This is a genomic window from Microcoleus sp. FACHB-68 (assembly GCF_014695715.1).
In the GTDB taxonomy this organism is placed as follows: domain Bacteria; phylum Cyanobacteriota; class Cyanobacteriia; order Cyanobacteriales; family Oscillatoriaceae; genus FACHB-68.
Map to the genome: position 1 here is coordinate 1 of NZ_JACJOT010000017.1, position 25,821 is coordinate 25,821.

The window sequence follows — 25,821 nt, forward strand, 5'->3', positions numbered from 1 at the left end:
AAGGAGCATTCACCGTCGTGCCGGCAGCAGAAGTCAAGCTGACACTGGGCGCTAAACTATCAAAAGTCCGAGTTAAAGCAGTCGCGGCGGTGTTATTGTTGCCGGCAGCATCGGTGGCAACGGCACCCGGAACGCTGACGCTGACGGGGCCTTGGGCAGTGGGAGTGACGGTGAAGGTATAGGTTGTACCAGACCCGGCAAAGTTGCTAACTGCGCCATTGCTCAGAGTCAGATCCGCCGCTGTAAAGCCGGTGACAGCTTCACTGAAGGTGGCGGTGACTGTAAAAGGAGCATTCACAGTTGCAGCACTTGCTGAAGTCAAGCTGACAGTAGGAGCAACGGCGGCGTTTAGCTTGCTGATGAAGATATCATCGACTCCCGCAGAAGTCAGGTTAACAGTGCCAGTACCGGGGTCGAAGTCAACGGTGTTTTTGAAATTGCCAGTGGTATAAACGTTGCTAGTGCTGTCAACAGCAACGCTGAGACCTCCGTCATCACCACTTCCCCCCAGTTGCTTGGCTGAAAGGAAGTTACCGCTAGAGTCCAGCCTGCTGAGGAAGATGTCTTTTCCTCCTCCAGAAGTGAGGTTGACAGTGCCAGTACCAGGGTCAAAGTCGGCAGAGCCAGTAAAATCACCAGTGGTGTAAACGTTGCCACTACTGTCAACAGCGATGTCACGACCATAGGCATTCCCACTCCCCCCCAGTTGCTTGGCCCAGAGCAAGCTGCCATTGGTGTCCAGTTTGTTGACGAAGATGTTATCGCCTCCGGCAGAAGTCAGGTTGAGGGTGCCAGCACCAGGGTCAAAGTCGGCGGTGCCGCTGAAAGAGCCGGTGGTGTAAACATTGCCACTGCTGTCAACAGTGATGCTGTAGGGTATGTCCCAACTACTGCCCCCCATTTGCTTGACCCAGGCAAAGCTACCATCAGCGTTTAGCTTGAGGATGAAGGCGTCAGGACTACCTGAATTGGAAGTGAGATTGAAAGTACCAGCACCAGGGTCAAAGTCAACAGTTCCCGTGAAAGCGCTAGCGATGTAAACGTTGCCACTGCTATCAACAGCGATGCTGTAGCCGAAGTCGCCAATGCTCCCCCCCAATTGCTTGGCCCAAGCAAAGCTGCCATCTGCGTTGAGCTTGCTAACGAAGATGTCATTACTTCCAGACGTGAGGTTAGAAGTGCCAGTACCGGGGTCAAAGTCAGTAGTGCCATTGAAATAGCCAGTGGTGTAAACGTTGCCACTACTGTCAACGGCGATGCTACGACCATAGGCATTCCCACTCCCCCCCAATTGTCTGGCCCAGGCGAGGCTGCCGTCAGCATTAAGCTTGCTGATAAAACTGTCATCACCTATTGATGCCAGGTTGAGGGTGCCAGTATCGGGGTTGAAGTCAACAGTGCCATTGAAAGAGCCGGTGGTGTAAACGTTGCCGCTGCTGTCAGTGGCGATGCCACGGCCAGACCCATTACCACCTCCTAGTTGCTTGGCCCAGACCAAGGTGCCGCTAGCATTCAGCTTGCTGACGAAGATGTTATCACCTCCGGCAGAAGTCAGGTTGAGGGTGCTAGGACCAGGATCAAAGTCGGCGGTCCCATTAAAAGAACCAGTGGTATAAACGTTACCACTGCTGTCAACGCTGATACTGTAGCCTACGTCGTTACCACTCCCCCCTAGTTGCCTGCCCCAGGCGTATTCAGCTTCCTGGCTGAAAATGCCCTCATAAGTGGTGATAGTCTCGCTTGAAAAAGCAAGGGAGGTTTCAATTGCCCCTGTAGTTTTTTCTAGTTCCCAATCTCCGCCACGTGCAGCATTTCCTGTCTTATCGGTGGATGCAGCTACATCCGTCCCGGTTATTTGGCTGAGGCGCTGTATGAAGGTTTCTCCAACTTCCCCGGCTGCTACGTCGCATCCGTACAGTAAAATATCTGCGTCCTCTGTCAGCGCCTTGCGCCACTGCTCGATTTGGCTGCTGAAACTTTCTAAACTTTCTCTATTGAGGATGTCACAACCCAATCGCAAACTGCCGGCACTCCCGTGGGAAACAATATGCACCGCTTCAACGTCTTGTTGCTGTAGCAGCGTTTCACTAATCTGAGCAATACCGCTACGGTTCGCATCCAAAACAACAATTTCCGCGTTTGCATCGGCTCCTTGAATCAGGCTTTGATAGTTTTCAACAGAGGAGTCAATGAAAATAATTTGCTTGTTCACGGTAAGGTATCCTTTTAAGTGTTTTTTCGGGATGCGTTTCGCGGATGGAAGTTTTTCGAGGGCTTTGTCAGCCGGCAAAATCAAGGAACTTGCCAGACTGTGGCTGTTGCTATCAGAAAATAGACATGGCAAATTCAGGCTCGTAATGCCGAGCGTCAATTGAGCAAATTCATCAGCCGGCACGAAGCCGAGAATTTTCTCGCTGTGAAACTGCTAGTTCAAATGCACCTTATTTATAAAATTTCTGATTATGTGATTACCCTAATATTCAAGGGCGAGCACATAATTTTGCACTGGGTACATACTTAAAAACTTGTTTGCCGCAGAATTTGACAGGGGGTAAATACTTACAACTTGTTTGCTGCTGTTGCAACCGGCGCAAAGTTTGCCGGCAGCAGCTCCTTTATTGAGTTGAGCCGGTGTTGATGATGAGTCGGGGCGATTCACTCTCAAAGTTCTCCTGTCTTAGAACGATTAAACGGTTGGGCGACAAATGGCACAGTCTGTGGAGATGCTGATAAACCCAATAACAGAGGCAACTGCAAAGCGCGTGAGATTTTCGCCATCGTTGTTTGCCCTCTGTAACGCTATTGCCGGGACTTGTCGGTAGAACACCTTGAGCTGTGAATAGAGGTTTATCCTTTTAGCTGCTTTCTTTTAAAAAGTCAACCACCTGTATTCTAACCCTGGATAGATTTAATCTAACTCTGAAGATAGATTTTTGTCATCCTCAACAGTTAAAGTTTTTCTAAAGACAAAATTTTGAATGTAAAGATTAGCCAGAACTCGCACGCGGCATTTAATTATCTTAAGTATATATAATTATTGATAGAGTACCTTTAGTAATCAGAGGAGGTCATCCTACATTTTAAAAATCGTTATCATTCTCATAATTGTGACACAAGTGATTCCTGCCTCTCCTGTGCTTACCACAGAAAAGCTGCGGGGAGTGCTTGCGTCTGTCAAAAGGCTGCTCAATCAAAAAACTGTTAGTCGTAAAGTTCAGCAGCTATTGCTTGGAATCATTAACCGGCACTTTTTCGCACTTAGCAACCTCAACAGTAAAGTTGTCTGGAATTGAGAAATTTATCTCTGTTGAATATTAATACTTGCCTTGTTCAACTTCGCCGGCAGCGATGATCGCACTCAAAGCATTGAGGACGTGGTTGCTTTCTCGCATGGCGCGATCAGCCTCTTCTCGATAAACACTGTGAACCTGCTCAAATTGATTCAGCAAGGCATCTCGATCTTTTTCTGTGACTAAATTTGCCAGCCGGCTGATGGTGGTTGCCAGTCTCGCAATCGCTTCACAGCGTTCTTCTGTTGCCAGCATAATGTCTACATACAGCGACGCATCCTGAGCAAAAAGCCGGCTCACTAAATTAATTCCTAAGCGATAAATCGGGCTGGAAAACTCTAAACTGCGAGTAATATCCACGCCTTCTTCTGCTAAGAAAACACCCAAGCTAAACGTAGAAAAATGCCGAATTGCCTGAACCGCAATCATCATTTGATCATGTTCTTCAGCCGGACAAACAATTAAGTTACTACCCAGGCTTTTAATTAACTCTAAAAGCCATTGGAACGCCTCTTCTCCGCGCCCCGGACAAGCAACAACTGTTTGAGATAAAAATGATTTAACCCCAGGGCCAAACATCGGATGCAAGCCCACTACCGGCCCGCTATGGTACTTCAGCATCGCTTGCACGAAGGGAGTTTTAATGCTGGTAATATCAGCTAGCACAGCAGTCGGTGAAAGATATTTAGCAGTTTGCTCAATTATTTCTATTGTCCGTTCAATCGGAACGCAAACCAAAACAAATTCTGCATCACCTAGCAGGTTTTCAGCTTGATCCCAGTCATTGCGCCCTAAACTTTTAACTTGATGTCCTGCTGCGGTTAGCTGCTGCGTGAAAAATTGCCCCATCATGCCGCGCCCACCAACCACAACTACGCGTCGCGGGGTGACATTTGCTGTAGATAAGGGGGCAGTGGCAAGGGCAGCCGCGCAACTGGTAATGACGTTTTCCCAAACAAATTCAGGAACGCCCTCTTGGACAAGTAGGGGTTTCGATTGAGACAGTTGTTCGTCTAGAGAAGGACGTTCAGATTCAGCTAAAAGCGAAATTCTTTCCTTTAATAGCTTAATGAGATTTTGATCGATTTGTTCGAGTTTGTTATTCGTCATTATATATTCCAAGAAAAATAGGTTGGGGGCTGTTCAACACTATTTATACCATTCTCTTTGCCGATTTTACAGTTCTGCACCGGCTCTAACCGGCAAGCAAATGCCAATTTGTTTCAATGCAACAGAGAGAACTGTCAAGCACATCTGTGTTTGTGCGTCTTCCCGACTGGGACTGTATCTATAAGTTTTGTTTCATCGGTCGCTCTCCTATAGCCTTCAGTGCCAAATTGTGAGTTAAGCTAATGTCTTAAAAGGTTTCAGCGATATCACGAGTATTTTACGGCCTGGGATGGGCAAAAATCATAAGGGAGGCAACCTCTATTTCTAAATGTCAACAAATGTGGAAAGTTACAAAAACCCTTAAAAGACATTTGGCATGAGCCGGCTTGCTTATGAATATAAATCCTGATTTACGCATTTTAGGTGTTCCGCCTAACGCTTGGGCGGTTGATGAAGTGATCGCAGATATCACACGCCCTCCCTTGGCACCGCAGCCGGTTAATTTAGTAACAGAAACTAAAAAATTACGCCTAGACTTAGCAAAAGCAGCCATTCTCGTGATTGATATGCAGAATGACTTTTGCCATCCAGATGGTTGGTTGGCGCATATTGGCGTGGATGTGACGCCGGCACGATCGCCCATTCAGCCTTTACAAGCACTGCTGCCGGCGCTGCGAAAAACCGGCATCCCTGTAATTTGGATTAATTGGGGTAATCGACCGGATTTGTTAAATATTAGCGCTGCCTCACGTCATGTTTACAACCCTGCCGGTAACGGCGTTGGACTCGGTGATCCGTTGCCGAATAACGGTGCGAAAGTCTTAGAAGCTGGCAGTTGGGCAGCAGCCGTTGTTGATGAACTTGAACCGTTATCTCAAGATATCCGGGTGGATAAATATCGAATGAGCGGGTTTTGGGACACGCCTTTAGATAGCATTTTGCGGAACTTGGGAAAAACCACTTTGTTCTTTGCCGGCGTGAATATCGATCAGTGCGTCATGGCAACCCTGCAAGATGCAAATTTCCTCGGTTATGACTGTATTTTAGTTAAAGATTGCGCCGGCACCACGTCCCCAGACTTTTGCCTGCAAGCAACCCTTTATAATGTTAAGCAGTGCTTTGGATTTGTGACAGATTCTCAAGGGATTTTCGATGCCCTTGAAAATTGAAAATTAAGGATTGAGAATCGAGAAAGAAAGTAAATCAGTGATTCATTCTTTATTCTTCACAGGAGAAACCCCTGATGGATGCCTCTCGTTGCGTGATTCCAGTGGTCAAGTCTCCCAAGGACTATCAAGCATTTCGCATTAGTCCTAATGATACTAATCGTTTAGCAATTGTATTCGAGCCAACAACTGCAAATTTTTCTGTAACTTTATGTGTGGAAATATTTGATGTGGGAGGAAAAACGCCTCCTAACCGGCATCAATACGCTACAGAAATGTTTTTCATTCTCAAAGGAGAAGGACAAGCAAGCTGTGATGGAAAAACCGTCCCAATTCGTGCCGGCGATAGTATTTTAGTGCCACCCACGGGTATCCATTTGATTGAAAATACAGGTTCTAGCCGACTCTATGCCTTGTGTATTATGGTGCCGAATGAAAACTTTGCCGAACTGATTCATAGTGGAGTGCCGGTGGAACTGGATGAAGAAGATTTAGGGGTTTTGCGTCGAACAGCAGTGCCGGCTTTTTGCTAATGGCTGCGTTAACTATCTGATGGACTAAACTCAAAATCCAGGATAAATTGTTAAAACTGCCGGTATTGCGGTTACAATTGCCAAATCTATCGCTTCTTATTCAGAAGAGTAAGCTTTTAAGGAAAAGATTGAGCGATATCTATCTTGAGGATTTTTAAGTGAGTGTTATTTTACACATTACAACGCGCGAACAGTGGGAACACGCAAAGCCGGCAGGAATCTATTACAGCCCAACCTTAGAGACAGAAGGCTTTATTCACTGCTCAACCCCCCAGCAAATTATCCAAACTGCTAACCTCTTTTTTAAGAATCAAAAAGGCTTAGTTATTTTTTGTATTCAAGAAGAAAAAGTTAAATCAGAAATTCGATATGAAGCCGTAGAAAACAAGCATTTTCCTCATATCTATGGGCCGTTAAATCTTGATGCCGTTATTAAAATTATAGATTTTGAACCGAAAGAAAACGGTAAATTTGACTTGCCCGAGGCTTTAGCTAATAAGATATAGTCATAAACCAGACTGTTTATTTCTTGCTATAGTAATGTTAATTTTTTTAAAGATGAATTTAACCTGATAAAAGTAGCTAAAGTCAAGAGCAAAAGCCGTTTTTCAAGCCTAGTCTATAACCTGAACAAGCATTTGGAGTTGATTTCAAGTGATACCATTCATGCCATGCCATTTAGGGCAGTTACTCTTAGCCAACCTAGATGCCGCAGTTAGCAACAGTCAGGAAAATGTTGCTGAATTAGTTATTACTCTAATCATTTTGCTATTGGGTGCTACCGGCGTTGCCTTACTAACGCGCCGGTTTCGTCTTCCCTACGTTACAGGTTTAGTATTAGCCGGCTTAGCTGTTACTGATCTACTACCCCGCCGTACTGGACTAGATCCGTCCCTAGTGTTGAATCTTTTCCTACCTATTCTCATCTTTGAAGCCGGCATAAATACAGATATTAGCCGTCTCCGCAGCACCTTTAAACCAATTGCTCTCCTAGCTGTGCCAGGATCTGCGCTCTCATCAGCTATTATTGCCATTCTATTGAAATTTGGCCTCGGACTCGCTTGGATACCCGCGATACTTCTAGGAGTCATTTTGGCAAACACTGATACAGTTTCAATGATTGCCATTTTTAAAGAAATGCCTGTCCCCTCAAGACTTTCGACAATTGTTGAAGGAGAAACCTTATTCAATGATGCCACAGCCCTAGTTTTGTTTAACCTAGTTTTACAAGTCTATTCAACCGGCTCACTAACATTTTTAGAAGGAGTCCAAGGGTTTTTATTTATCGCTATTGGAGGCATCATTATAGGGTTAATCTTAGGTTATTTGAGTATCCCTATATTTGCTCGCTTAGATGACCCTCTAAGCAGTCTTTTACTAACAGTTGCCGTTGCCTTAGGAACTTTTCAGGTCGGCCAATCTCTCGGTGTTTCCGGTGCTGTCGCAGTCGTTGTGGCTGGATTAATTTTTGGGAATCTGGGGCTTTCTCGTACTACTTCCGCTTCAACTCGCATTACCTTATTAAGCTTTTGGGAATATGCTAGTTTTAGTGTCAACACCTTTATTTTTCTGCTGATTGGTGTAGAAATAGATTTAATCACGCTCTGGAACGCGTTACCAGCTGTTTTACTTGCTGTTTTGGCTTTTCAAGCTGGTCGTATTCTCTCAGTTTATCCGCTGCTGGCAGGGATTCGTTGGATAGATCGCCCAATTCCGTTGCGCTGGCAACATTTACTCTTTCTAGGTAATATCAAAGGTTCGCTTTCAATGGCTTTGGCATTAAGCTTACCCACCACACTACCAGGGCGTGAAGGTTTTATCGCTATAATTTACGGCTGTGTGTTACTGTCCTTAGTCGGACAGGGTTCAAGCTTGCCTTGGGTAGTAAAACGCTTAAATTTATCTAAGTTTTCAGAGGCAAAGCAGCAGATTGAAGAATTGCAAGCTCAGTTAATTACGTCTAAGGCAGCACAAGAGGAATTAGACACCTTATTGAAGTCAGGAGTGTTGCCAAAATCTGTTTATGAAGAGATGCGCTCAGCTTACCAAGTGCGGGTAGCCGGCGCGGAAAAATCGCTACGGGAAATTTACAATCGCCGCCCAGATGAGTTTGATAACAAAAGTGGTGAAATTGGAAAACTTGATGCTATTCGTCGGCGTTTATTGTTAGCAGAGAAAGCAGCACTCAACGAAGCAATCCGCACGCGAATTCTTTCAGAAGAAATTGTACGGGGCCGGTTGACCAAATTGGATGAGCAGTTACTTATATTAGAAGATGATTGATAGTTTTTAGGAATTCTGTTTTGATGGGTAAAGCTTAGAATTTTTTTGAGTTTTAATCACTCTGCCAAGACTGACAAAAGAAATTCCTTGAGTTGATTCAGCTCCAATCATCACTGCTTCAATGACAGGTTTAGACACTTCTTTTTCAGCCACCCACTCTACAATAAAGTTAGCTCCTACACCTCCACTGGTGTCATTTCGACGCACCACAAAATCGGTAGACGCCATCGCATTGAGTTGAATAGGTTGTTCTAAATACTGTTTAACTAATTTCCCGCTTGAATCATAATATTGGACGGAAGTAATTATGATAGGATTGATAAAATCTGTATTACGAATACTAAGAGTTGCCGCCAAATTGAGAACCTTTTCCTGATCCTCATAATAAATATGAGAATACACGGGAACGTATAAAGTTTCACCTGCCTCTATTTTTATATTTTCATCTAAAGTGACTCTTTTAAGTTGAGAAAGAGGCGGATTAATAGGATTTATTTGTGGCTTTGATGAAATATTTAGCGAGTTGCAGGAAGAAATCAGAAGTACAAGAATTAAGGCAAAAAAAGTTATAAATCGCTTCATTAAACTTGCTTACAACCTTCAAAAAAATCAATAACTTGATGTAATGACCCTGGTTTAGTTACAATCAGCACAGTTGAACCGGGTTCTAGTACGGTACTGCCGTTAGGAATCATCAAATTTTCTTGGGGATGGGGTTGATAGCCAATAATCAGAGAGCCGGTAGGAAACCGGGAATCCTGAGCAATTTCAGCAACGCTACGACCAACAACATAGCAATTGTTGGGGATGGGAAGTTTTAGAACCTCAATTTGTCCCTGCTCAAAATGCATCATTGATTCAACTTGAGGGTATTCAATGGCATTCACCATCGTTGAAACCCCTAGCTCAACGGTACTGATAATATGGGTAGCTCCAGCTAAACGCAGGGGGGGAGCAAAATCAGGATGACGCAATCGAGTCAAAATGTGGGAAACTCCGTAGTGTTTGGCAAGCGTCACCATTGCCAGATTCAAGGCATCGTTTCGCAGAACTGCGGCTAAGGAGTCGGCTTTACGAATTCCAGCTTCTAGCAGCACTTCTGTGCTCACAGCACTGCCTTCAAAAGCCATTGCTCCCACTTGATCTCGGACATACCGGCAAGCGTTAGGATCGATGTCAATGACGGCAACAGTATGCCCAAGTTCTACCAGTTTTTGCGCCAAAGTTAGCCCCACTAAGCCGGCTCCGCCAATTAGCACGTACATGGTTGCTTTCTCATACTCTGAACTTCCAACTTCACTTTACAAGCTAGCAAGGCTCTCTGCCGAGATCAGCGAAAAATTAAAATTTTTCCTTTAAAAAGTCTGTCGGCTTCCAGCCAGTTAAACCATTTCTAGCTCAACCCTGTAAGTTTCCAGTAAATTACAAGTATCGTGATCGTTAATATTCGTGTCACTGAGTTCCAAATTGTAAAAATCGACAAATTCATGGTCGAAATAAGGGCCGGCGTGCCAAGTGCCCAAATGTAATTTAATAAAACAATTACCAGGAATCCGAAAAGCCACAATTTCTTCTAACACCGGCTTGTCATGAGCTGCCGGCGCTGCAACTGCCATCAACCACTCTTTCCCTTCCAGAGCACCCAAACATTGAGTGCAGTTAAGATGACGAGTAATTTTGTGAAATTTCCGGCCTCTTTCACCCAGTCGCATGATATAAAATCGGGGAATTCCACGATCAAGTATCAATTGAGCGTCTTCTGAATTATAGGCTTCACCGTCTTTACTAGCGTAGATTACTTGACCATAAGGCTGAAAGTTTGCCGGTGTAATCCAATTTGCTTTTAACTGTTGAAGGAACATTTTTTAATTGGGCATTGGGCATTGGGCATTGGGCATTGGGCATTGGGAATGGGGCATTGGGAATTGGGCATTGGGCATTGGGCATGGGGCAAGGCTTCGCCAACCTAAAGGTATGGGCATGGGGCAAGGCTTCGCCAACCTAAAGGTATGGGCATTGGGCAAGGCTTCGCCAACCTAAAGGTATGGGCATTGGGAATGGGGCAATTTAAATTGATATTCCTTGCCCCTCGCCCCTTCGTTACAAGGGTGTAAAGTTAATGCCTAAATGTCTTATGCCTTACTCAATTTTTTCACTTTTCACTTCTACTAATTGAATAGAAGCGGGTGAATCATCAACAAATGCCGGCCCCACCGGCTTAGGAAGCGGCTCAGCAACCGGCTTAGAAACTGGCTCAGCAGCAACCGGCTCAACAACTGGCTTAGCAACTAGCTCAACAACTGGCTCTGAAATCGGCTCAGCAACTGGCTCATCAACCCCCGGCATTTTATGAGTAAAAGTTAAAGTTCGATCCACACAATTAATCACAATTGTGTCGCCGGCAACAAAGGTATTTTCCAACAGCTTTGTCGCAATTGGATTTTCCACCTCTCGCTGAATTGCCCGCTTCAGAGGACGCGCACCATACACCGGATCGTAGCCGGCATCTGCCAGATAATCTTGTGCCGCGCTCATCAATTGGAAGCTAATTTTTTGATCTGCCAATAGTTGCTCAATGCGTTTAATTTGAATGCCGACAATTTGACGCAATTCTGCGCGGTTGAGGGGATGGAACAGGATAATATCATCAACCCGATTCAAAAATTCTGGGCGAAAATGACCGCGCAATGACTGCATTACGCCTTTACGCATCTCCTCCTCTGGATCTTGATTTTTAGATTTGGACTTTTTGGGATTTTGGATAGACAACTTTTCCTGACGCCCGTTTTCTGCCTGTTGCTTTTCCCCCAGCGCCTCGAAAATGCGATCGCTGCCGATGTTACTCGTCATCACAATCACTGTATTGCGAAAATCTACGAGCCGGCCTTGAGAATCCGTAATTCGCCCATCATCCAACACCTGCAACAAAATATTAAACACATCGGGGTGAGCCTTCTCCACCTCATCCAGCAGCAGTACCGAGTAAGGATGCCGGCGAATTGCTTCCGAAAGTTGACCCCCTTCTTCATAACCCACATATCCCGGAGGCGCACCCACCAAGCGTGAAACCGCGTGCTTCTCCATGTATTCCGACATATCAATCCGCACAAGGGATTCTTCGCTATCAAAAAGAGACTGGGCTAATGCTCTTGCTAGCTCGGTTTTACCCACCCCCGTTGGTCCCATAAACAAGAAGGAACCAATCGGACGTCCGGGATCTTTCATGCCGGAACGAGCGCGACGAATTGCTGCTGAAACAGCTTCAACGGCTTCCTGCTGCCCAATCACCCGCTGGTGCAATTGAGATTCTAATTGCAGCAATTTCCGCCGTTCCGACTCTAGCAGCCGGTTGACGGGAATGCCGGTCCATTTTGCAACAATTTCCGCAATATCGGCTTCTGTGACTTGTTCCCGCAGCAGCGTCGAGCCTTGAGATTGCAGTTTCAACAGTTCCGCTTCCTTGGCTTCACGATCCCGCTGCACAACCTCTAAGCGCCCATATTTTAGCTGTGCGGCTGTATTGAGATCATAATTACGCTCTGCCCGTTCGATTTTCACCCGGAGCTGATCTTCTTCTTCCTTCAGGGTGTTGATCGCTTGCAAAATCTGCTTCTCGCCTTGCCACTGGGAATTCAGGTGCTGCTGTTTTGCTTTTAAATTGGTAATTTCTCGTTCGATGCGCTCTAACCGCTCACCGGCACTTCGACTTCTCTGCTCACCGGCTGCTCGGCTTGCCTGCTCTGCTTCTAGGGAAAGTTTTTCCATCTGTAGTTGCATGAGCCGGCGATCTACACCTTCGAGTTCTTCTGGTTTCGAGGTGATCTCCATCTTCAACTTCGCCGCCGCCTCATCCACCAAATCAATTGCTTTATCGGGCAAAAATCGGTCAGCAATATAGCGTGCAGATAGGGTGGCAGCCGCTACTAGGGCGGAGTCGAGGATTTTTACTTGATGGTGAATTTCATAACGCTCTTTAAGTCCCCGCAGGATGGAAATCGTATCTTCTACCGTGGGTTGATCGACTAATACCTGTTGAAACCGGCGCTCTAGGGCAGCATCTTTTTCAATATATTTGCGATATTCATCCAGGGTTGTTGCTCCAATACAGCGCAATTCTCCTCGTGCCAGCATCGGTTTGAGCAGGTTGCCGGCATCCATCGAACCTTGACTATTTGCGCCAGCGCCGACAACGGTGTGCAACTCATCAATAAACAGCACAATTAGCCCGTCAGATCCCATCACTTCCCGCAGCACCGCTCGCAGGCGCTCCTCAAATTCCCCCCGGTATTTTGCGCCGGCAATCAAGCTGCCCATATCCAGCGCGATCAGCCGCCGGTTTTTCAAAGATTCCGGTACATCGCCGTTAATAATTCGTTGGGCTAAAGCTTCTGCAATGGCCGTTTTTCCCACCCCAGGCTCTCCAATCAGCACGGGGTTATTCTTCATGCGGCGAGAAAGGACTTGGATAACGCGGCGAATTTCCTCATCCCGCCCAATAACGGGGTCAAGCTTACCACCTTTTGCCTGTTCTGTCAAGTCCCGCCCGTATTTTTCCAGGGCTTCGTAATTGTTTTCTGGGGTTGGATCTTGTACCTTAGCGGTGCCTCTGGTTGCTTTAATCGCCGTTTCCAGCGATGCGCGGTCGCAATTGAACGTTTTCAGCAGCCTGCGGCCTACACGCTCGTCATCGGCTAAGCTCAGCAGTATATGTTCAATCGAGATATACTCATCCTGCAAAGCTTGACGAGCCTCGTCAGCTTTGTCTAATAAGATGTCTAAGCCGCGTCCCAAGTACAGTTGCTCGACTTTAGCGACCTTTGGTTGCCGCTGAGCAAATGCTTTTAATTGTTGCAGCAGTTGCTCGGTATTGACGCCGGCGCGACTCAAAATCCGAGGTGCAAGTCCTTCGGGTTGTTCCAGCAGTGCGGTGACGACGTGCTCTACCTCCAGCTGCTGATTCTGGAAGCGACGGGCAACTTCTTGGGATTTAACAATGGCTTCCCAGGCTTTATCGGTAAATTTTGTCGAATCAGTTGGCTGCATTATTTGTCAGGGTCAGAGGTCAGAGGGCAATTGTCGTTTGTCAGATTCTATTGAGATCGCTCAGCATTCGGTTACAAAGGGACAACGGACTGTAGACAACTAAAACGAAAACACGGTGCGAAGTGCGAATTGCCAAGTTAATCCGTTATCGCTGTCATTGTCAGCATTCGTTACCGCTAGCAAAGCTGGGGTCACACTAATATTGTCACTCAGCAAGAGATTGTAAAACGCCTCAAAATTAGTTTGTGTTGCATCACCGACACTGCCGGTGACAAATGGCTGGCCGATCGCTACACCGGCAAGCGTTCCCGGAAGCGGCGTATTCCGCAGCGCCACCCCCACCGCCCAAGTCCAGGGATGGGCGTCCAAGTCTCTGCCGAGTTCGGTATTAAAGCCGGTGTAGCTGCTAAAACCGAGGCGACCAAACACAGCAAGTTGAGAGTTGTAAGCCCATTCTCCATTAACGCCAAAAGCATTAATATCTGTGTCATTAATTGCAGCACTGGTGTATTGCAACCGCACGGCTAAACTTGGGTTAGGGGAGTATTGTAGCTCGATGCTGCCTTGGTTGCGATCTTCAAAAAAACCTCCGTCTGCCTCATCTGGATCGCCGGCATCTGCGGCAATGTAGAGGGCATTCACACGAAAAGGGGTTCCTTTAAGCTTCCAATTAATTGCCGCACCGGCACCCCCAGGCCGGTCAATCTGATTCTGGACAATTAAAGGATTATTCAGAAAAAAGCTGGAATTAAAATCAACGGCTTCATTATTAGCAAATCGGTTGCGATCAATAAAATCTCTGGGCGACATTTTTGCCCCAACCGTCAACGAAACATTTGACAAAGGCTCAAAAGTATAATAAAGCTTGCGTAAGCGTACAGATTCATCTACCCCGACATAATCAAGTCCGCCGGCACCCGCAAACGAGCCGGTGCTGCCCAGCAAATTTTGCCCCTCATTTTGATCACGGCTGATGGCATCTCCTCCCCCGGAACCCACTTCTAACTGAGTGGTTAAAAAACCGCCGGTTTCTCGCCAGTCGGTGAGCAGATTCAGCCGCAACCGAGAGACTACTGTTGCCGCAGCATTGTTACCAAAGGTTGGCGTTGAGATAAATTCACCCGCCATCGTAGTCGTAGCGGAAACCCGGCTTTCCTCAAGCTCTGTTGTCCGCGCGGTAATATCGTCCAAGCGGTTTCGCAGTTGGGCTAAAGCCTGGGCAAAGTCTCTTTGCAGTCTCTCCAGCGTTAAAATGTCTTCTTGCAGCAGTTCTTGCTCAGAGGCAACCAAGGGTTGAATCTTCTCCAGCACAGCCGCTAAAGCCGCCGCAAATTCATATCGCGTCATCGATTGATTGCCGCGAAACGTCGCGTCAGGATAACCCAAGCTGATGCCGTAGCGTTCAATCAAGGATTCCAACGCCTGATAAGCCCAATCTGTCGGTTGAACATCAGCTAGCTGCTCTACAGAAGTGACTTGGCCCATCGATTCCTGATCTACAGTCTCAATGAGAGCCGGCATTTGGGAATTTGGAAATTCAGAGGTGGGAATTTCTTCAGTTACCGGCCCGCTTTCGTTAATTTCAACAGAAATAGACTCAGCAACAGTTGGGATAGATTGTAAACCGGCTTTTTTCACCGGCACAGCAGATTCTGCAAATGCCGGCAGCATTTGACTCAGCATGACGACTACTCCCAGAGAGGGGAGCTGCCAATCAGCGTGTTTCACATTGTACTCCTCACACTAAAGCTGTCTTTTGCCTGTGGCTCTTATTTAGCATAGGGGGAAGGGGCATTGGGCATTGGGCATTGGGCATGGGGGATTGGGCATGGGGCATTGGGCATGGGGCATGGGGCATGGGGCATTGGGCAAGTCTGTCGTCATTCACGATAACCAAAAGATTAAAATTTTTTAACATTTTCACACTCTCTCCCCGTGCCCGTACCTTTAGGTTGGCGAAGCCTTGACCCTACCTTTAGGTTGGCGAAGGACCCATGCCCCATGCCCAATCCCCAATGCTAAATCCCCAATGCCCCATACCCCATGCCCAATGCCCCATGCCCAATTCCCTAACCCAAGCTTGCCGGCTGTGGTGTGGCTTCTTGGTTGGCGGCTGAGCTTTGGCTACCTAGCTGGATGAGTTCTACTTTGTAACCATCGGGATCTTCAATGAAGGCAATGACTGTAGAACCATGCTTCATTGGGCCAGGATCGCGGGTGACTTTGCCGCCGCCGGCTTTGATTTGTTCGCAGGTGGCGTAAATATCATCCACGCCCAGTGCAATGTGTCCGTAAGCGTCGCCTAAGTTATACTGCTCAACACCCCAGTTGTGGGTCAGTTCTAAAACGGCTGTGTCAGACTCATCGCCGTAGCCAACAAAGGCGAGGGTAAATTTGCCACCCGGATAGTCTTTTTGGCGCAGTAACTTCATGCCCAAGACGTTGCAGTAGAAGTCGAGGGATTTTTCTAGGTTGCCGACTCTCAGCATTGTGTGTAGCAATCGCATGGCCAACTCCAAATTTCTTAACTGTTTCCCATTCTACCGGCACGCCACCGGCTCTATGGCAGATCGCCAATTCAGGCCGGTTGGTAAAAATAAAGACCGGCAAAATTCATAGACTTCTTTAATATCAACCAACAGAAGTCTATTTAGTCGGTATTCTAACGATTGGGCAAAAAGATTGTTGAAGCTTGCTAAAGACACGGATTTCGCCCAAAAAGACTCCGCCAGCGCTGATTCAGGTGCCAATTGGAGTTTCAATGATTACCAGGTTATGGAGTGAGAGTGCTGAACATGGAAGATACCGCGATTATCAAAATTGAGGCCCGCGAAATTCTCGACTCGCGGGGACGCCCCACGATTGAAGCCGAAGTTTACCTGGCCGGCGGCTATGCAGGATTGGCCCAAGTGCCCAGCGGTGCCTCCACCGGCACGTTTGAAGCCCATGAGCTGCGGGATGGAGACGCCCGACGTTATGGCGGCAAAGGTGTCATGAAAGCCGTTGATAATGTGAAGCACAAAATTGAAGCCAGCCTCTTGGAACTCGATGTGCTTGACCAAGTGGCGCTTGACTATACGATGATTCAGCTCGATGGATCTCCCAATAAATCGAACTTGGGAGCCAACGCAATTCTAGCGGTTTCTCTGGCGGCAGCCAAAGCCGGCGCGAATGCTTTGGGATTGCCGCTTTACCGCTATCTGGGCAGTCCCCTGTCGAATGTGCTGCCGGTGCCGCTGATGAATGTGATCAACGGCGGAGCACACGCAGACAATAATGTGGATTTTCAGGAATTCATGATCGTGCCGGTGGGTGCGCCATCTTTCCGGGAAGCCCTACGCTGGGGAGCTGAGGTGTTTGAGGCTTTAGCTAAGGTTTTGAAAGATAAAGGGTTACTCACCGGGGTTGGGGATGAAGGCGGCTTTGCGCCTAATTTAGAGTCCAATCAGGCGGCTTTAGAGTTGCTGATGGCGGCGATTGAAAAGGCCGGCTACAAACCAGGTGAGCAAGTGGCCTTAGCAATGGATGTGGCGGCCAGCGAGTTTTACAAAGATGGCCAGTACACTTACGATGGCGCGGCTCATTCGCCGGCAGAATTTATCGATTATCTCGGTAAATTGGTTGACCAATACCCGATTGTTTCCATTGAGGATGGATTGCACGAAGAAGACTGGGAAAACTGGACGCTTCTGACGCAAAAGTTAGGCAGTCGCATTCAACTCATCGGTGATGACTTGTTTGTTACCAACCGGGAACGGTTACAAAAAGGCATTGATACGGATGCCGGCAACTCGATTTTGATTAAGCTCAATCAAATTGGCTCATTAACGGAAACTCTAGAAACCATCGAACTTGCCACGCGCAAAGGCTTTCGTTCGATCATCAGTCACCGTTCTGGGGAAACTGAAGATACAACCATTGCCGATTTAGCCGTCGCCACTCGTGCCGGCCAAATTAAAACCGGCTCTTTGTGTCGCAGTGAACGGGTTGCCAAATACAACCGCTTGTTGCGAATCGAAGATGAATTAGGCGAACGCGCTGTCTATGCCGCCCTTGCCGGTTTAGGGCCAAGCGGTTCTAAGTAAAGCCAAAATGGGTTTGGGGTACACTCATGCTGTGCCCCAGCTTCAGTTCCTAGCCCTTTAAATCAAGGGCGGCTTGTTTAATCGGTTCTAGCAAGTTAAGCGGCAAATTGAGCATATTCAGACGGATCGCCTCTTTTCCTTTCAAATCACAAGGGCCATGATAATCACTGCCGCCGGTCATCAGTAAATTATGCTCAGCACAGAGTTTCTTTAAATTATCAACTTGTGAGGGAGAGTGGGTGGGATGGTAAACTTCAACTCCCATCAAGCCGGCTGCCACCATTTCCTCTAACACCGGCTCAACTGTACCGCCTCGGAATAAATAGGGATGCGCCCACACCGGCACCCCGCCGCTGCGGCGTAACAAAGCAATACCTTCAACGATGGAAAACTTTTCATACTCAACGCAAGCCGGTTTCCCATCACCCAGCCAACGATCAAATGCCTCACGACTCGATTGCACGTAGCCGGCATTCACCAGTGCTGTTGCAATATGAGGGCGTCCTGGTGCCATTCCCTCTCCCATCTCCGGCAACTCGATAGGATAGCCTAATTCAGCTAACTTCTCCACCATTTCAGCAGCGCGGCGTTTCCGTCCCTCCACACGCTCATGCAGATCGCCGCGTAACTTTTCCGCATTTGGATAAAAGCCCAAAATGTGCAGGGAACGGTCATTGTGAACCGTGCTTAATTCCACTCCCGGTACAATTTCTAAACCATGCGGCTGAGCAGCAGCCAACGCGTCATCCCAACCGGATACCGTATCGTGATCGGTAATTGCCAGAGCCACTACTCCAGCTTTCACCGCAGCAGCAACAAGTTCTCCAGGTGTGAGTGTGCCGTCAGAATAGGTTGTGTGACAATGCAGTTCAATCATTTCTTAATTATTGCAAAATATTGCCCGCTTCGGATAACCTCACCCCTGTTTTAGCAAACACAACAACTCCCTCATCGGCAAGATTTTCTTATAACCGCTGAAACCGTCTTTAATTTCCTCTTCCCTCAACGCCGGTAAACCCTGATAAATCAGCAGCCGCACAGATAGCATCCTAATCCTTGACATTTATAGACGACCAGTCTACTATATTAAACATGGGCAAAGAAACAACCAAAACAACGCTCCTAGAGATCGGCACACGGATCATTCTAGAAAAAGGCTTTAATCACACCGGCATTCAGGAGATTTTGCAAACAGCCGGCGTGCCGAAAGGCTCGTTCTACTACTACTTCAAAAGCAAAGAAGACTTCGGTTTTCAAGTGCTTGAGAATTACGCGCAAGCTTATCGTGCCACTTTAGATCGCTGTTTGGAAGATCAAACCCTGACGCCACTTTCGCGCCTGCGCCGGCACTTCGAGGAAAGCTGTAAGCGCTTCGAGTCTGGGCAGTGCCGTAACGGTTGCTTAATTGGTAATTTAAGCCAAGAACTTGCCGATCAAAGCGAAATTTTTCGCTGCCGGTTGGAAGAAATTCTCACCCATTGGCGAGAGCGTTTTGCCAAATGTTTGCACCAAGCTCAAGAAGCCGGTGAAATTTCCTCTGATCTTAACCCTCACGAATTAGCAGAATTCCTGTTAAGCAGTTGGGAAGGAGCCATTCTCCGAGCAAAAGTCACCAAAAGTACCGCCCCTTTAGAAGCTTTCATCAAGATTGTGTTTGAATCGACCCTCAAAGGTTGACGAATTAATCTTGAACCGGGCAAAAATGTTACTTAAGCATGGTGTAGTAGACTGGTCTAATTTAACCTAGACTTGATTCATCTTCTAAATCCCTGATCAGGCTGTTTTAAATCCCCTATCTCGGCCAATCTTCATTATCAACGGAGATAAAAATTATGGCAGACAACAGCAAATCTATTAAACTAACAGACGAGAACTTCCAAAGCGAAGTTATAGACAGTCAAGAACTAACTTTAGTCGATTTCTGGGCACCTTGGTGCGGGCCGTGCCGGCTGATTGGCCCAACCATCGAAACATTGGCGACCCGGTTTGCCGGCCAAGCTAAAGTTGGAAAATTGAATGTTGACGAATCTGAGAAGATTGCCAGTGATTATGAAATTCGGTCAATTCCCACACTTGTATTTTTCAAAAATGGCTTAGTTGCTGATCGGATGGTCGGTATAGTAACAGAACAAGCCCTGGCTGAAAAAATGAATGCGTTGATCGAGAAAAACTAGACAACCGATGAAGAAGTCGCCTAAACTTTTTCAGTTTGAAAAAAGCAGCCAGACTGAGAAAATTAGGCGATTTAGAAACTAGCCTGAATACTGCTAATTAATGGAGACTGAACCAATGAGTACAAACGTTAATCTATTCTCACCTATTCAAGTTGGCGCATACACACTACCGAACCGGCTCGTGATGGCACCCCTGACGCGCAACCGTGCCGGTGATGGCAATGTGCCAGGGCCAATGAATGTAACCTATTATGTACAAAGAGCATCAGCCGGCCTGATCATTACCGAGGCAACGCAAGTTTCGCCACAGGGACAAGGCTATGCCTATACGCCGGGAATTCACTCACCAGAACAAGTCGCAGGATGGCGGCTGGTAACGGATGCAGTTCACGAACATGGCGGACGGATCTTTTTGCAGATGTGGCACGTTGGGCGTATTTCGCACCCATCGCTGCAACCTGATGAAGCGCTGCCCGTTGCCCCTTCTGCGCTCAAACCAGCCGGTGAGGCAATGACGTTTTCAGGATTGCAGCCGTTTGTCACACCTCGCGCTTTGGAGACAGACGAGATACCGGGAATTATTGAGCAGTATCGCCAAGGCGCTGAAAACGCTCTCGCTGCCGGCTTTGATGGCGTTGAAATTCACGGTGCAAATGGTTATTTGCTCGATCAATTCCTTCGGGATGGTACGAACAAGCGCACAGATAAGTATGGCGGTTCTGTGGAAAATCGCGCCCGTCTTCATTTAGAAGTCACCGAAGCCGTTGTTGGTGTTTGGGGGGCTGAGCGTGTTGGAATTCGACTTTCACCCAGCAGTACGTTCAACGATATGTCTGACTCGAATCCAGAGGAAACCTTTGGCTATTTAGTAGAGGCATTGAATCGTTTTAATTTAGCTTATCTCCACTTAATCGAGGGCAATGAATCCGATATCCGGCATGGAGGAAAGGTTGTCCCCACAAGCTATTTCCGCTCGATTTACAAAGGCATTCTGATGACAAATGGCGGCTTCGATCAACAAACAGCAGATGAACTGATTGCTGCCGGCGGCGCTGACTTGATTTCATTCGGCAAACTCTTCATTGCAAATCCCGACTTACCAGAACGCTTCCGGTTAAACGCATCTTTAAACGAGCCAGATCCGTCAACTTTCTATGGCGGCGCAGAGAAAGGGTATATCGATTATCCGGCACTCGCATTACAAGCCGGTTAATAACCACTGACAAAAACTGTAAAAGCCTAAAATGTTGGTGATAGTCTACATTAGAGACTATCGCCAACATCTGTTTATACTTGCCGGTACACCGCACTAACATCTGCATTCATCTGTATTCATCTGCGTATGCCTAACGGCACGCTGCGCTATCATCTGCGGTTAATAAATCCAAAAAATAGAATCAATAGCAGTTCAAAGAAAACCGGCAGTCAACACCACCGGCATCCCCAAAATTAACGCTGAGACAACCAAGCCGGCAAAGTAGACCAGAACGGCGTATCTAACCCTTTGCGCCGCGTATTTGTCGCACAGTGCGTATTGCCCCTGAGTTCTTGATAATACAAATCTTCCAGAAAATAAACTTTCAGTGCAGAACGCGCTACGCGCCGGCGAAATGCCTCCTGAGTGTAATCTCTGCCATTAACAATCGCCCCGCGTGGATTTGACGCCATAATCTGACCATTCACCGCCACCGAATTCACCATATTAGGCCACCAAGAATAGCCACCGTAACCATACATTGCAGGAATACGAACAATCTGGTCGTCCGAAAGGTTAAATTCCTGTTTCAGCTTGGCGATAATCGGGTTGAGGTGCTGACTTTGTAGCTTGAGATTGTGTTCAATTAAATTCTTATTATTCAGCGCCCCACTCACCGTTGTTTGCGTACTTAAACCGCGATTAATTAGTTCATTTCCGTAGCCTTTGCTGTTCAGTTCTTTGAGCAGGTTTACACCTTCCTCTGGACTGACAATCATCATCAAAGGTTTTCCAGAGGGTGTGGGAATAAAGCTAATAATTTCGTCAACATGGCGTATCATTAACCAAGAAGTATCGATATCCACCGGCGGCCCTTGAACTTCCTGGGCAGTTACGAAATCCACCACCTCTGGATGAAAGGCAACCGTGCCGGCATTGCCATAATAAATTCGTCCGTGGGGATAACCAGGAATGGGAGGTGTTACCTCCAAGTTGCCGAACCAATCTGTCCACTGATTAAGGGCGTCCAAGCGTCGGGGTTTTCCCATTTCAAACCAGCCGAAATCACGACTGAGCAAGGATCGCGGATAATAATCCATGCTGCCGCCTCGATTTCCGTTAAGCACGACGTTAAAATTTTGTAGGGACGACTGTTTCGGGAATTGAACATAGCCAATTTCCATCGTGTCTTGTTTCCAAGCCGTGCCCCCGGAGATAACATTAACCTTAGCGCCGGTGGCTTCAACGCCGGTTTTAAGCTGAGAAATAAATTCACGATTGCCGATGCCGCGATCACTGACATATAATTCAGTAACTTTTGCAGTATTTGGCAACATAATCCACGGGGCTACCCGCATTTGAATGGAATCTTCAGCAATGACTTTGTCTTTGCTTTTAGCCACTGCTTTTAGGTTGAGTAAACCGTTCCAGTTTCGGTTGGCAAATTGTTTTGCCTCAACCCCAAGCAAAATATCGCTGCTGTAGGTAATAGGCTTTGATCCGTTTAAATCTACCGGCTGCCATCCTTTATCAGTTTTTTGAAAAATGTTGATGTAGGGACGGGCTTTTTCGTCTGCAACCAGTAACAATTGACTGTCGGCAAAGTCTTCCCCTAACTTTAAGTGAACTTTGGCCAGATCGTCTACATCGTTGTCGCCGTTAACGATATTATCTTGCCAATCGGGGCTTCTCTTGCGGTCATCATCGTCGTTGTTAAATAAGATTAGCGCACCGGCATCCCAAGACCAAGTTTGCCGGCTTGAGAAGTCGCTTTCATCCACCTTTCCATCACGGTTAGTGTCGCCGTAAACACTAAAGCTGTTTCGCTCAATGCGAGTTTCTGTCGTTTCCAGCGCTTGTGAAAGCGTTTGATAGGGCTGCAACAGACTCTTCGGTTGGGGCGATTTCGAGTATAAAGCGTAATCTAACCCGTAAGCGCATCGATTGGTCTGGGGACGGGCACTGCCTTGGCTGTTTTGAGGAACAGACTTAGTAGATGACGACAGCACGCCCGATGAACAAGATTCGGGGGGGGCAATGGACAGGGGAGTGTACATTAACTCCATGCTGGCTACCATGCCTAATGCACTCGTTATGGCGATTACCCAAGACCGCAGCCGGTGCATAGTTTATCCTCACACACAGAACACATAGATACTCAAAAGAGAGATTGTACTAAATCTCTTGTTGACTGTAGATGCAATTAGCCCTTATTGAACCTTAATTCTCAAAAATCTGCCTAAAAATAAGCCGGTGCCGGCCTTTTTTTCTTTTCTGTAATTTTTATGTAAAAAATTAACATAGTGTGATATACAGAGGCGCATTGTATTGCCGGCAGCAGCCTTTACTCAAAAGCGCTGTGCAGCAGGTACAGATTGCCAGCTATATTGGCTAAGGGTCTGAAAGTTGAGTCAGTGAAGGTACAACATGGCATCCATCCGCGAGTTGCACAAACAACTTGTCCGCAAAGAACGCTCTGCTGTGGAAATTACCAAGGAAGCCTTGGATCGCATTACGCAGTTGGAGCCGAAACTCCATAGCTTCCTGTGCGTGACGGCTGAGAAAGCCTTGGAGCAGGCTCGTCAGGTGGATGCAAAAATAGCCGCCGGCGAGCAAATTGGGCTGTTAGCCGGCATCCCGATTGCCATTAAAGACAATATGTGTACGCAGGGCGTCCCCACCACCTGCGGTTCCCGAATTCTAGAAAACTTTGTGCCGCCCTACGAGTCTACCGTGACGCAAAAACTGGCAGATGCCGGCGCGGTGATGGTGGGCAAAACCAACATGGATGAATTTGCGATGGGCAGTTCTACGGAGACTTCTGCCTATCAGCAAACATCGAACCCGTGGGATTTAGAACGCGTTCCTGGTGGGTCATCTGGAGGGTCAGCAGCGGCGGTAGCCGCAGACGAGTGCGTGGTAGCCACCGGCTCAGATACCGGCGGCTCAATTCGGCAACCGGCTGCTTTTTGCGGGGTGGTGGGAATGAAACCGACTTACGGTTTAGTTTCCCGTTATGGCCTCGTGGCTTATGCGTCTTCGCTGGATCAAATTGGGCCATTTGGCCGATGCGTGGAAGATGCGGCGATTTTGCTGAATGGGATGGCCGGCTACGATCCGAAAGATTCCACCAGTCTGAACGTCTCGATCCCAAACTACGTGAAAGCCCTGCAACCCAACTTAAGGCCCAGAGGTCAGCGCCGAATTGGGGTGATTAAAGAAACCTTTGGGGAAGGTTTAGACCCTGTGGTGGAAAGGGCTGTGACCAAAGCCATTGAGCAACTGCAACATTTAGGCGCGGAAATTCAAGTGATTTCCTGCCCGCGATTCCGCTATGGGTTGCCGACTTATTACATCATCGCTCCTTCGGAAGCATCGGCCAATCTCGCCCGCTACGATGGCGTTAAATATGGCTTGCGCGTGCCCGATGCGGATAATCTGCTCTCGATGTATGCTCAAACTCGCGCCCAAGGCTTTGGGACAGAAGTTAAGCGCCGGATTATGATTGGCACCTATGCGCTGTCTGCCGGCTATTACGATGCCTACTATCTCAAAGCGCAAAAAGTCCGCACGCTGATCAAACAAGACTTTGATCGGGCATTTGCTCAAGTGGATGTGTTGGTAACACCTACTGCACCTTCAACGGCATTTAAATCGGGAGAAAAAACTGATGATCCCCTGAGTATGTACCTGTCGGATTTGATGACAATCCCGGTGAATTTGGCGGGACTGCCGGCATTAAGCCTACCGTGCGGTTTTGATGAGAATGGTATGCCCATTGGTTTGCAACTAATCGGCAATGCCTTAAACGAACCGACGCTGTTTGAAGTGGCTTATGCCTACGAACAAAGCACGGAATGGCATCTACGGAAGCCGGTGTTGGACTAGGAACAAAGGACTAGGGGCGCAATGTATTGCGCCCGTAATTGTCTGTTTTTGATGTTTTACGTCCGATGTTCATTTCGTTTCTGATGCCCACTCCTGTGCGATTGTTTATCAAGTTTCTCCAAACGCTTATGGCGGTGTTGATTATCGCTTATGCAGGGGCTTGCCTATACCTGTGGCTGCGGCAAACGCGATTTATCTTTTTCCCCTCGGCGGTGATTGAAAAGACGCCGGCAGCTTTGCAAATGGCTTATGAAGATGTCTGGCTGCCGGTGAAATCTGGTGCCGGCACAGTTGAACGCATACATGGGTGGTGGATACCGGCAGCCGGTGATGCTGCCGGTGTTGTGCTATATCTGCATGGCAACGGCATCAATGTTGGCGCGAATGTCAATCATGCCAACCGCTTTCACCAGATGGGTTTCAGTGTGCTGCTGATTGATTATCGGGGATATGGTCTTAGTAAAGGCAGTTTTCCTACGGAAGCCCAGATTTATCAAGATGTGGAAACGGCTTGGGATTACTTAATAACCGAACGAAGGGTGAATCCCCAGGAAATTTTCCTTTATGGACATTCTCTCGGAGGTGCCATTGGAATTGAGCTAGCGACGCGGCATCCCGATGTCGGTGCGTTAATTGTGGAAGGCTCGTTTACTTCGATGCGGGCGATGGTAGATTATCGGTACGGGGTGTTTCGGGTGTTTCCGGTGGATTTGTTATTGCATCAGCAGTTTAATTCGATTGCTAAGGTGGGAAAATTGCAGATGCCGGTGCTGTTTATTCATGGGACAGGTGATGATGTTACCCCATACTCGATGAGTCAACAGCTATTTGCGGCTGCAAATGAACCGAAACAGCTATTTTTGGTGCCGGGTGCCGATCACAATAATGTGGCCACAATAAGTGGAGATCCCTATATTAAAACGGTTCGCCGGTTTATTGAACAAGCGAAGGCTCGACAGAAGCAAGAGCCGGTGAAGCCTTAAGCTACATAATTTAACAGCATTAAGTAAGCGCTTTATCTACAATTAAAACCATGTATTGTCTGACCGGCACG

23 protein-coding genes are annotated in these 25,821 nt (G+C 47.4%); 11 read left to right on the forward strand and 12 right to left on the reverse strand.

Translation table 11 applies throughout. The features are described from left to right. From H6F73_RS22395 to tyrA, 3 genes are all read right to left on the reverse strand, one after another. Positions 1–2,395: DUF4347 domain-containing protein (locus H6F73_RS22395; RefSeq protein ID WP_190760993.1), on the reverse strand; the 2,395-nt coding region annotated here is incomplete at its 3' end. A gap of 78 nt (positions 2,396–2,473) precedes the next feature. Then, complete coding sequence (locus tag H6F73_RS22400) at positions 2,474–2,659, reverse strand: hypothetical protein (RefSeq protein ID WP_190760994.1); 186 nt, start codon at positions 2,657–2,659, stop codon at positions 2,474–2,476. Positions 2,660–3,314: 655 nt separating this feature from the next. Continuing rightward, positions 3,315–4,400: a bifunctional chorismate mutase/prephenate dehydrogenase gene (gene tyrA, locus H6F73_RS22405; RefSeq protein ID WP_190760995.1), complete on the reverse strand. Its 1,086-nt coding sequence runs from the start codon at positions 4,398–4,400 to the stop codon at positions 3,315–3,317. A 392-nt stretch (positions 4,401–4,792) separates the two neighbouring features. On the opposite strand from tyrA, the gene H6F73_RS22410 reads away from it, so the two are divergent. From H6F73_RS22410 to H6F73_RS22425, 4 genes are all read left to right on the forward strand, one after another. Then, complete coding sequence (locus tag H6F73_RS22410) at positions 4,793–5,569, forward strand: cysteine hydrolase family protein (RefSeq protein WP_199330741.1); 777 nt, start codon at positions 4,793–4,795, stop codon at positions 5,567–5,569. Between the two features lie 74 nt (positions 5,570–5,643). Continuing rightward, complete coding sequence (locus H6F73_RS22415) at positions 5,644–6,099, forward strand: cupin domain-containing protein (protein ID WP_190760996.1); 456 nt, start codon at positions 5,644–5,646, stop codon at positions 6,097–6,099. A gap of 158 nt (positions 6,100–6,257) precedes the next feature. Further along, entirely contained in the window at positions 6,258–6,605 is a 348-nt protein-coding gene (locus H6F73_RS22420) for a DUF952 domain-containing protein (RefSeq protein ID WP_190760997.1), read from the forward strand. Between the two features lie 160 nt (positions 6,606–6,765). Further along, positions 6,766–8,382 (forward strand): sodium:proton antiporter, encoded by a 1,617-nt coding sequence (locus H6F73_RS22425; RefSeq protein ID WP_190760998.1) that lies wholly within the window; start codon positions 6,766–6,768, stop codon positions 8,380–8,382. Positions 8,383–8,388: 6 nt separating this feature from the next. On the opposite strand, the gene H6F73_RS22430 is transcribed toward H6F73_RS22425, so the two are convergent. The 3 genes from H6F73_RS22430 to H6F73_RS22440 form a co-directional block, all read right to left on the reverse strand. Beyond that, positions 8,389–8,964 carry a DUF3124 domain-containing protein gene (locus H6F73_RS22430; RefSeq protein WP_190760999.1) on the reverse strand — a complete coding sequence of 192 codons (576 nt, stop codon included), beginning with the start codon at positions 8,962–8,964 and terminating at the stop codon, positions 8,389–8,391. Beyond that, positions 8,964–9,647 carry a TrkA family potassium uptake protein gene (locus tag H6F73_RS22435; protein ID WP_190761000.1) on the reverse strand — a complete coding sequence of 228 codons (684 nt, stop codon included), beginning with the start codon at positions 9,645–9,647 and terminating at the stop codon, positions 8,964–8,966. Before H6F73_RS22435 ends, H6F73_RS22430 begins: the two co-directional genes overlap by 1 nt. 117 nt (positions 9,648–9,764) lie before the next feature. After that, positions 9,765–10,244, reverse strand: a complete 480-nt coding sequence (locus H6F73_RS22440) for an ureidoglycolate lyase (RefSeq protein WP_190761001.1) — start codon at positions 10,242–10,244, stop codon at positions 9,765–9,767. A gap of 7 nt (positions 10,245–10,251) precedes the next feature. On the opposite strand from H6F73_RS22440, the gene H6F73_RS22445 reads away from it, so the two are divergent. Further along, complete coding sequence (locus H6F73_RS22445; protein ID WP_190761002.1) at positions 10,252–10,422, forward strand: hypothetical protein; 171 nt, start codon at positions 10,252–10,254, stop codon at positions 10,420–10,422. A gap of 99 nt (positions 10,423–10,521) precedes the next feature. Here the strand turns inward: H6F73_RS22445 and clpB are convergent, their stop codons facing one another. The 4 genes from clpB to H6F73_RS22465 all read right to left on the reverse strand — a co-directional run bounded on the left by clpB (position 10,522) and on the right by H6F73_RS22465 (position 16,175). Continuing rightward, positions 10,522–13,425: an ATP-dependent chaperone ClpB gene (clpB, locus tag H6F73_RS22450; RefSeq protein ID WP_190761003.1), complete on the reverse strand. Its 2,904-nt coding sequence runs from the start codon at positions 13,423–13,425 to the stop codon at positions 10,522–10,524. 99 nt (positions 13,426–13,524) lie between these two features. Further along, positions 13,525–15,153: an iron uptake porin gene (locus H6F73_RS22455; protein ID WP_347239602.1), complete on the reverse strand. Its 1,629-nt coding sequence runs from the start codon at positions 15,151–15,153 to the stop codon at positions 13,525–13,527. A 341-nt stretch (positions 15,154–15,494) separates the two neighbouring features. After that, complete coding sequence (gene gloA, locus H6F73_RS22460; protein WP_190761004.1) at positions 15,495–15,932, reverse strand: lactoylglutathione lyase; 438 nt, start codon at positions 15,930–15,932, stop codon at positions 15,495–15,497. A 33-nt stretch (positions 15,933–15,965) separates the two neighbouring features. Next, on the reverse strand, positions 15,966–16,175 hold the full coding sequence (locus tag H6F73_RS22465; protein ID WP_190761005.1) for a hypothetical protein: 210 nt from the start codon (positions 16,173–16,175) through the stop codon (positions 15,966–15,968). Positions 16,176–16,220: 45 nt separating this feature from the next. On the opposite strand from H6F73_RS22465, the gene eno reads away from it, so the two are divergent. Continuing rightward, positions 16,221–17,510 (forward strand): phosphopyruvate hydratase, encoded by a 1,290-nt coding sequence (eno, locus tag H6F73_RS22470; RefSeq protein WP_190761234.1) that lies wholly within the window; start codon positions 16,221–16,223, stop codon positions 17,508–17,510. A 49-nt stretch (positions 17,511–17,559) separates the two neighbouring features. On the opposite strand, the gene H6F73_RS22475 is transcribed toward eno, so the two are convergent. After that, on the reverse strand, positions 17,560–18,387 hold the full coding sequence (locus H6F73_RS22475; RefSeq protein WP_190761006.1) for a PHP domain-containing protein: 828 nt from the start codon (positions 18,385–18,387) through the stop codon (positions 17,560–17,562). A 215-nt stretch (positions 18,388–18,602) separates the two neighbouring features. On the opposite strand from H6F73_RS22475, the gene H6F73_RS22480 reads away from it, so the two are divergent. The 3 genes from H6F73_RS22480 to H6F73_RS22490 all read left to right on the forward strand — a co-directional run bounded on the left by H6F73_RS22480 (position 18,603) and on the right by H6F73_RS22490 (position 20,897). After that, positions 18,603–19,187 (forward strand): TetR/AcrR family transcriptional regulator, encoded by a 585-nt coding sequence (locus H6F73_RS22480; protein WP_190761007.1) that lies wholly within the window; start codon positions 18,603–18,605, stop codon positions 19,185–19,187. Positions 19,188–19,342: 155 nt separating this feature from the next. Next, on the forward strand, positions 19,343–19,684 hold the full coding sequence (gene trxA, locus H6F73_RS22485) for a thioredoxin (protein WP_190761008.1): 342 nt from the start codon (positions 19,343–19,345) through the stop codon (positions 19,682–19,684). Positions 19,685–19,799: 115 nt separating this feature from the next. Then, positions 19,800–20,897, forward strand: coding sequence for an alkene reductase (locus H6F73_RS22490; protein WP_190761009.1), 1,098 nt, complete (start codon positions 19,800–19,802; stop codon positions 20,895–20,897). A 236-nt stretch (positions 20,898–21,133) separates the two neighbouring features. Here the strand turns inward: H6F73_RS22490 and H6F73_RS22495 are convergent, their stop codons facing one another. Further along, positions 21,134–23,005 (reverse strand): protein-arginine deiminase family protein, encoded by a 1,872-nt coding sequence (locus tag H6F73_RS22495; RefSeq protein ID WP_190761010.1) that lies wholly within the window; start codon positions 23,003–23,005, stop codon positions 21,134–21,136. 301 nt (positions 23,006–23,306) lie between these two features. Here H6F73_RS22495 and gatA point away from each other — a divergent pair, with 301 nt between their 5' ends. Further along, positions 23,307–24,767 (forward strand): Asp-tRNA(Asn)/Glu-tRNA(Gln) amidotransferase subunit GatA, encoded by a 1,461-nt coding sequence (gene gatA, locus H6F73_RS22500; RefSeq protein WP_190761011.1) that lies wholly within the window; start codon positions 23,307–23,309, stop codon positions 24,765–24,767. Positions 24,768–24,832: 65 nt separating this feature from the next. Then, positions 24,833–25,750: an alpha/beta fold hydrolase gene (locus H6F73_RS22505; RefSeq protein WP_242072613.1), complete on the forward strand. Its 918-nt coding sequence runs from the start codon at positions 24,833–24,835 to the stop codon at positions 25,748–25,750. Positions 25,751–25,821 lie beyond the last annotated feature (71 nt).

Excerpts from the sequence above, each read along its gene's own strand:
- tyrA (WP_190760995.1), bottom strand. The coding sequence starts at position 4,400 with ATGACGAATAACAAACTCGAACAAATCGATCAAAATCTCATTAAGCTA.
- H6F73_RS22410 (WP_199330741.1), top strand. The coding sequence starts at position 4,793 with ATGAATATAAATCCTGATTTACGCATTTTAGGTGTTCCGCCTAACGCT.
- H6F73_RS22415 (WP_190760996.1), top strand. The coding sequence starts at position 5,644 with ATGGATGCCTCTCGTTGCGTGATTCCAGTGGTCAAGTCTCCCAAGGAC.
- H6F73_RS22425 (WP_190760998.1), top strand. The coding sequence starts at position 6,766 with ATGCCATGCCATTTAGGGCAGTTACTCTTAGCCAACCTAGATGCCGCA.
- H6F73_RS22430 (WP_190760999.1), bottom strand. The coding sequence starts at position 8,964 with ATGAAGCGATTTATAACTTTTTTTGCCTTAATTCTTGTACTTCTGATT.
- H6F73_RS22435 (WP_190761000.1), bottom strand. The coding sequence starts at position 9,647 with ATGTACGTGCTAATTGGCGGAGCCGGCTTAGTGGGGCTAACTTTGGCG.
- H6F73_RS22440 (WP_190761001.1), bottom strand. The coding sequence starts at position 10,244 with ATGTTCCTTCAACAGTTAAAAGCAAATTGGATTACACCGGCAAACTTT.
- clpB (WP_190761003.1), bottom strand. The coding sequence starts at position 13,425 with ATGCAGCCAACTGATTCGACAAAATTTACCGATAAAGCCTGGGAAGCC.
- gloA (WP_190761004.1), bottom strand. The coding sequence starts at position 15,932 with ATGCGATTGCTACACACAATGCTGAGAGTCGGCAACCTAGAAAAATCC.
- eno (WP_190761234.1), top strand. The coding sequence starts at position 16,221 with ATGGAAGATACCGCGATTATCAAAATTGAGGCCCGCGAAATTCTCGAC.
- H6F73_RS22475 (WP_190761006.1), bottom strand. The coding sequence starts at position 18,387 with ATGATTGAACTGCATTGTCACACAACCTATTCTGACGGCACACTCACA.
- H6F73_RS22480 (WP_190761007.1), top strand. The coding sequence starts at position 18,603 with ATGGGCAAAGAAACAACCAAAACAACGCTCCTAGAGATCGGCACACGG.
- trxA (WP_190761008.1), top strand. The coding sequence starts at position 19,343 with ATGGCAGACAACAGCAAATCTATTAAACTAACAGACGAGAACTTCCAA.
- H6F73_RS22490 (WP_190761009.1), top strand. The coding sequence starts at position 19,800 with ATGAGTACAAACGTTAATCTATTCTCACCTATTCAAGTTGGCGCATAC.
- H6F73_RS22495 (WP_190761010.1), bottom strand. The coding sequence starts at position 23,005 with ATGCACCGGCTGCGGTCTTGGGTAATCGCCATAACGAGTGCATTAGGC.
- gatA (WP_190761011.1), top strand. The coding sequence starts at position 23,307 with ATGGCATCCATCCGCGAGTTGCACAAACAACTTGTCCGCAAAGAACGC.
- H6F73_RS22505 (WP_242072613.1), top strand. The coding sequence starts at position 24,833 with ATGTTCATTTCGTTTCTGATGCCCACTCCTGTGCGATTGTTTATCAAG.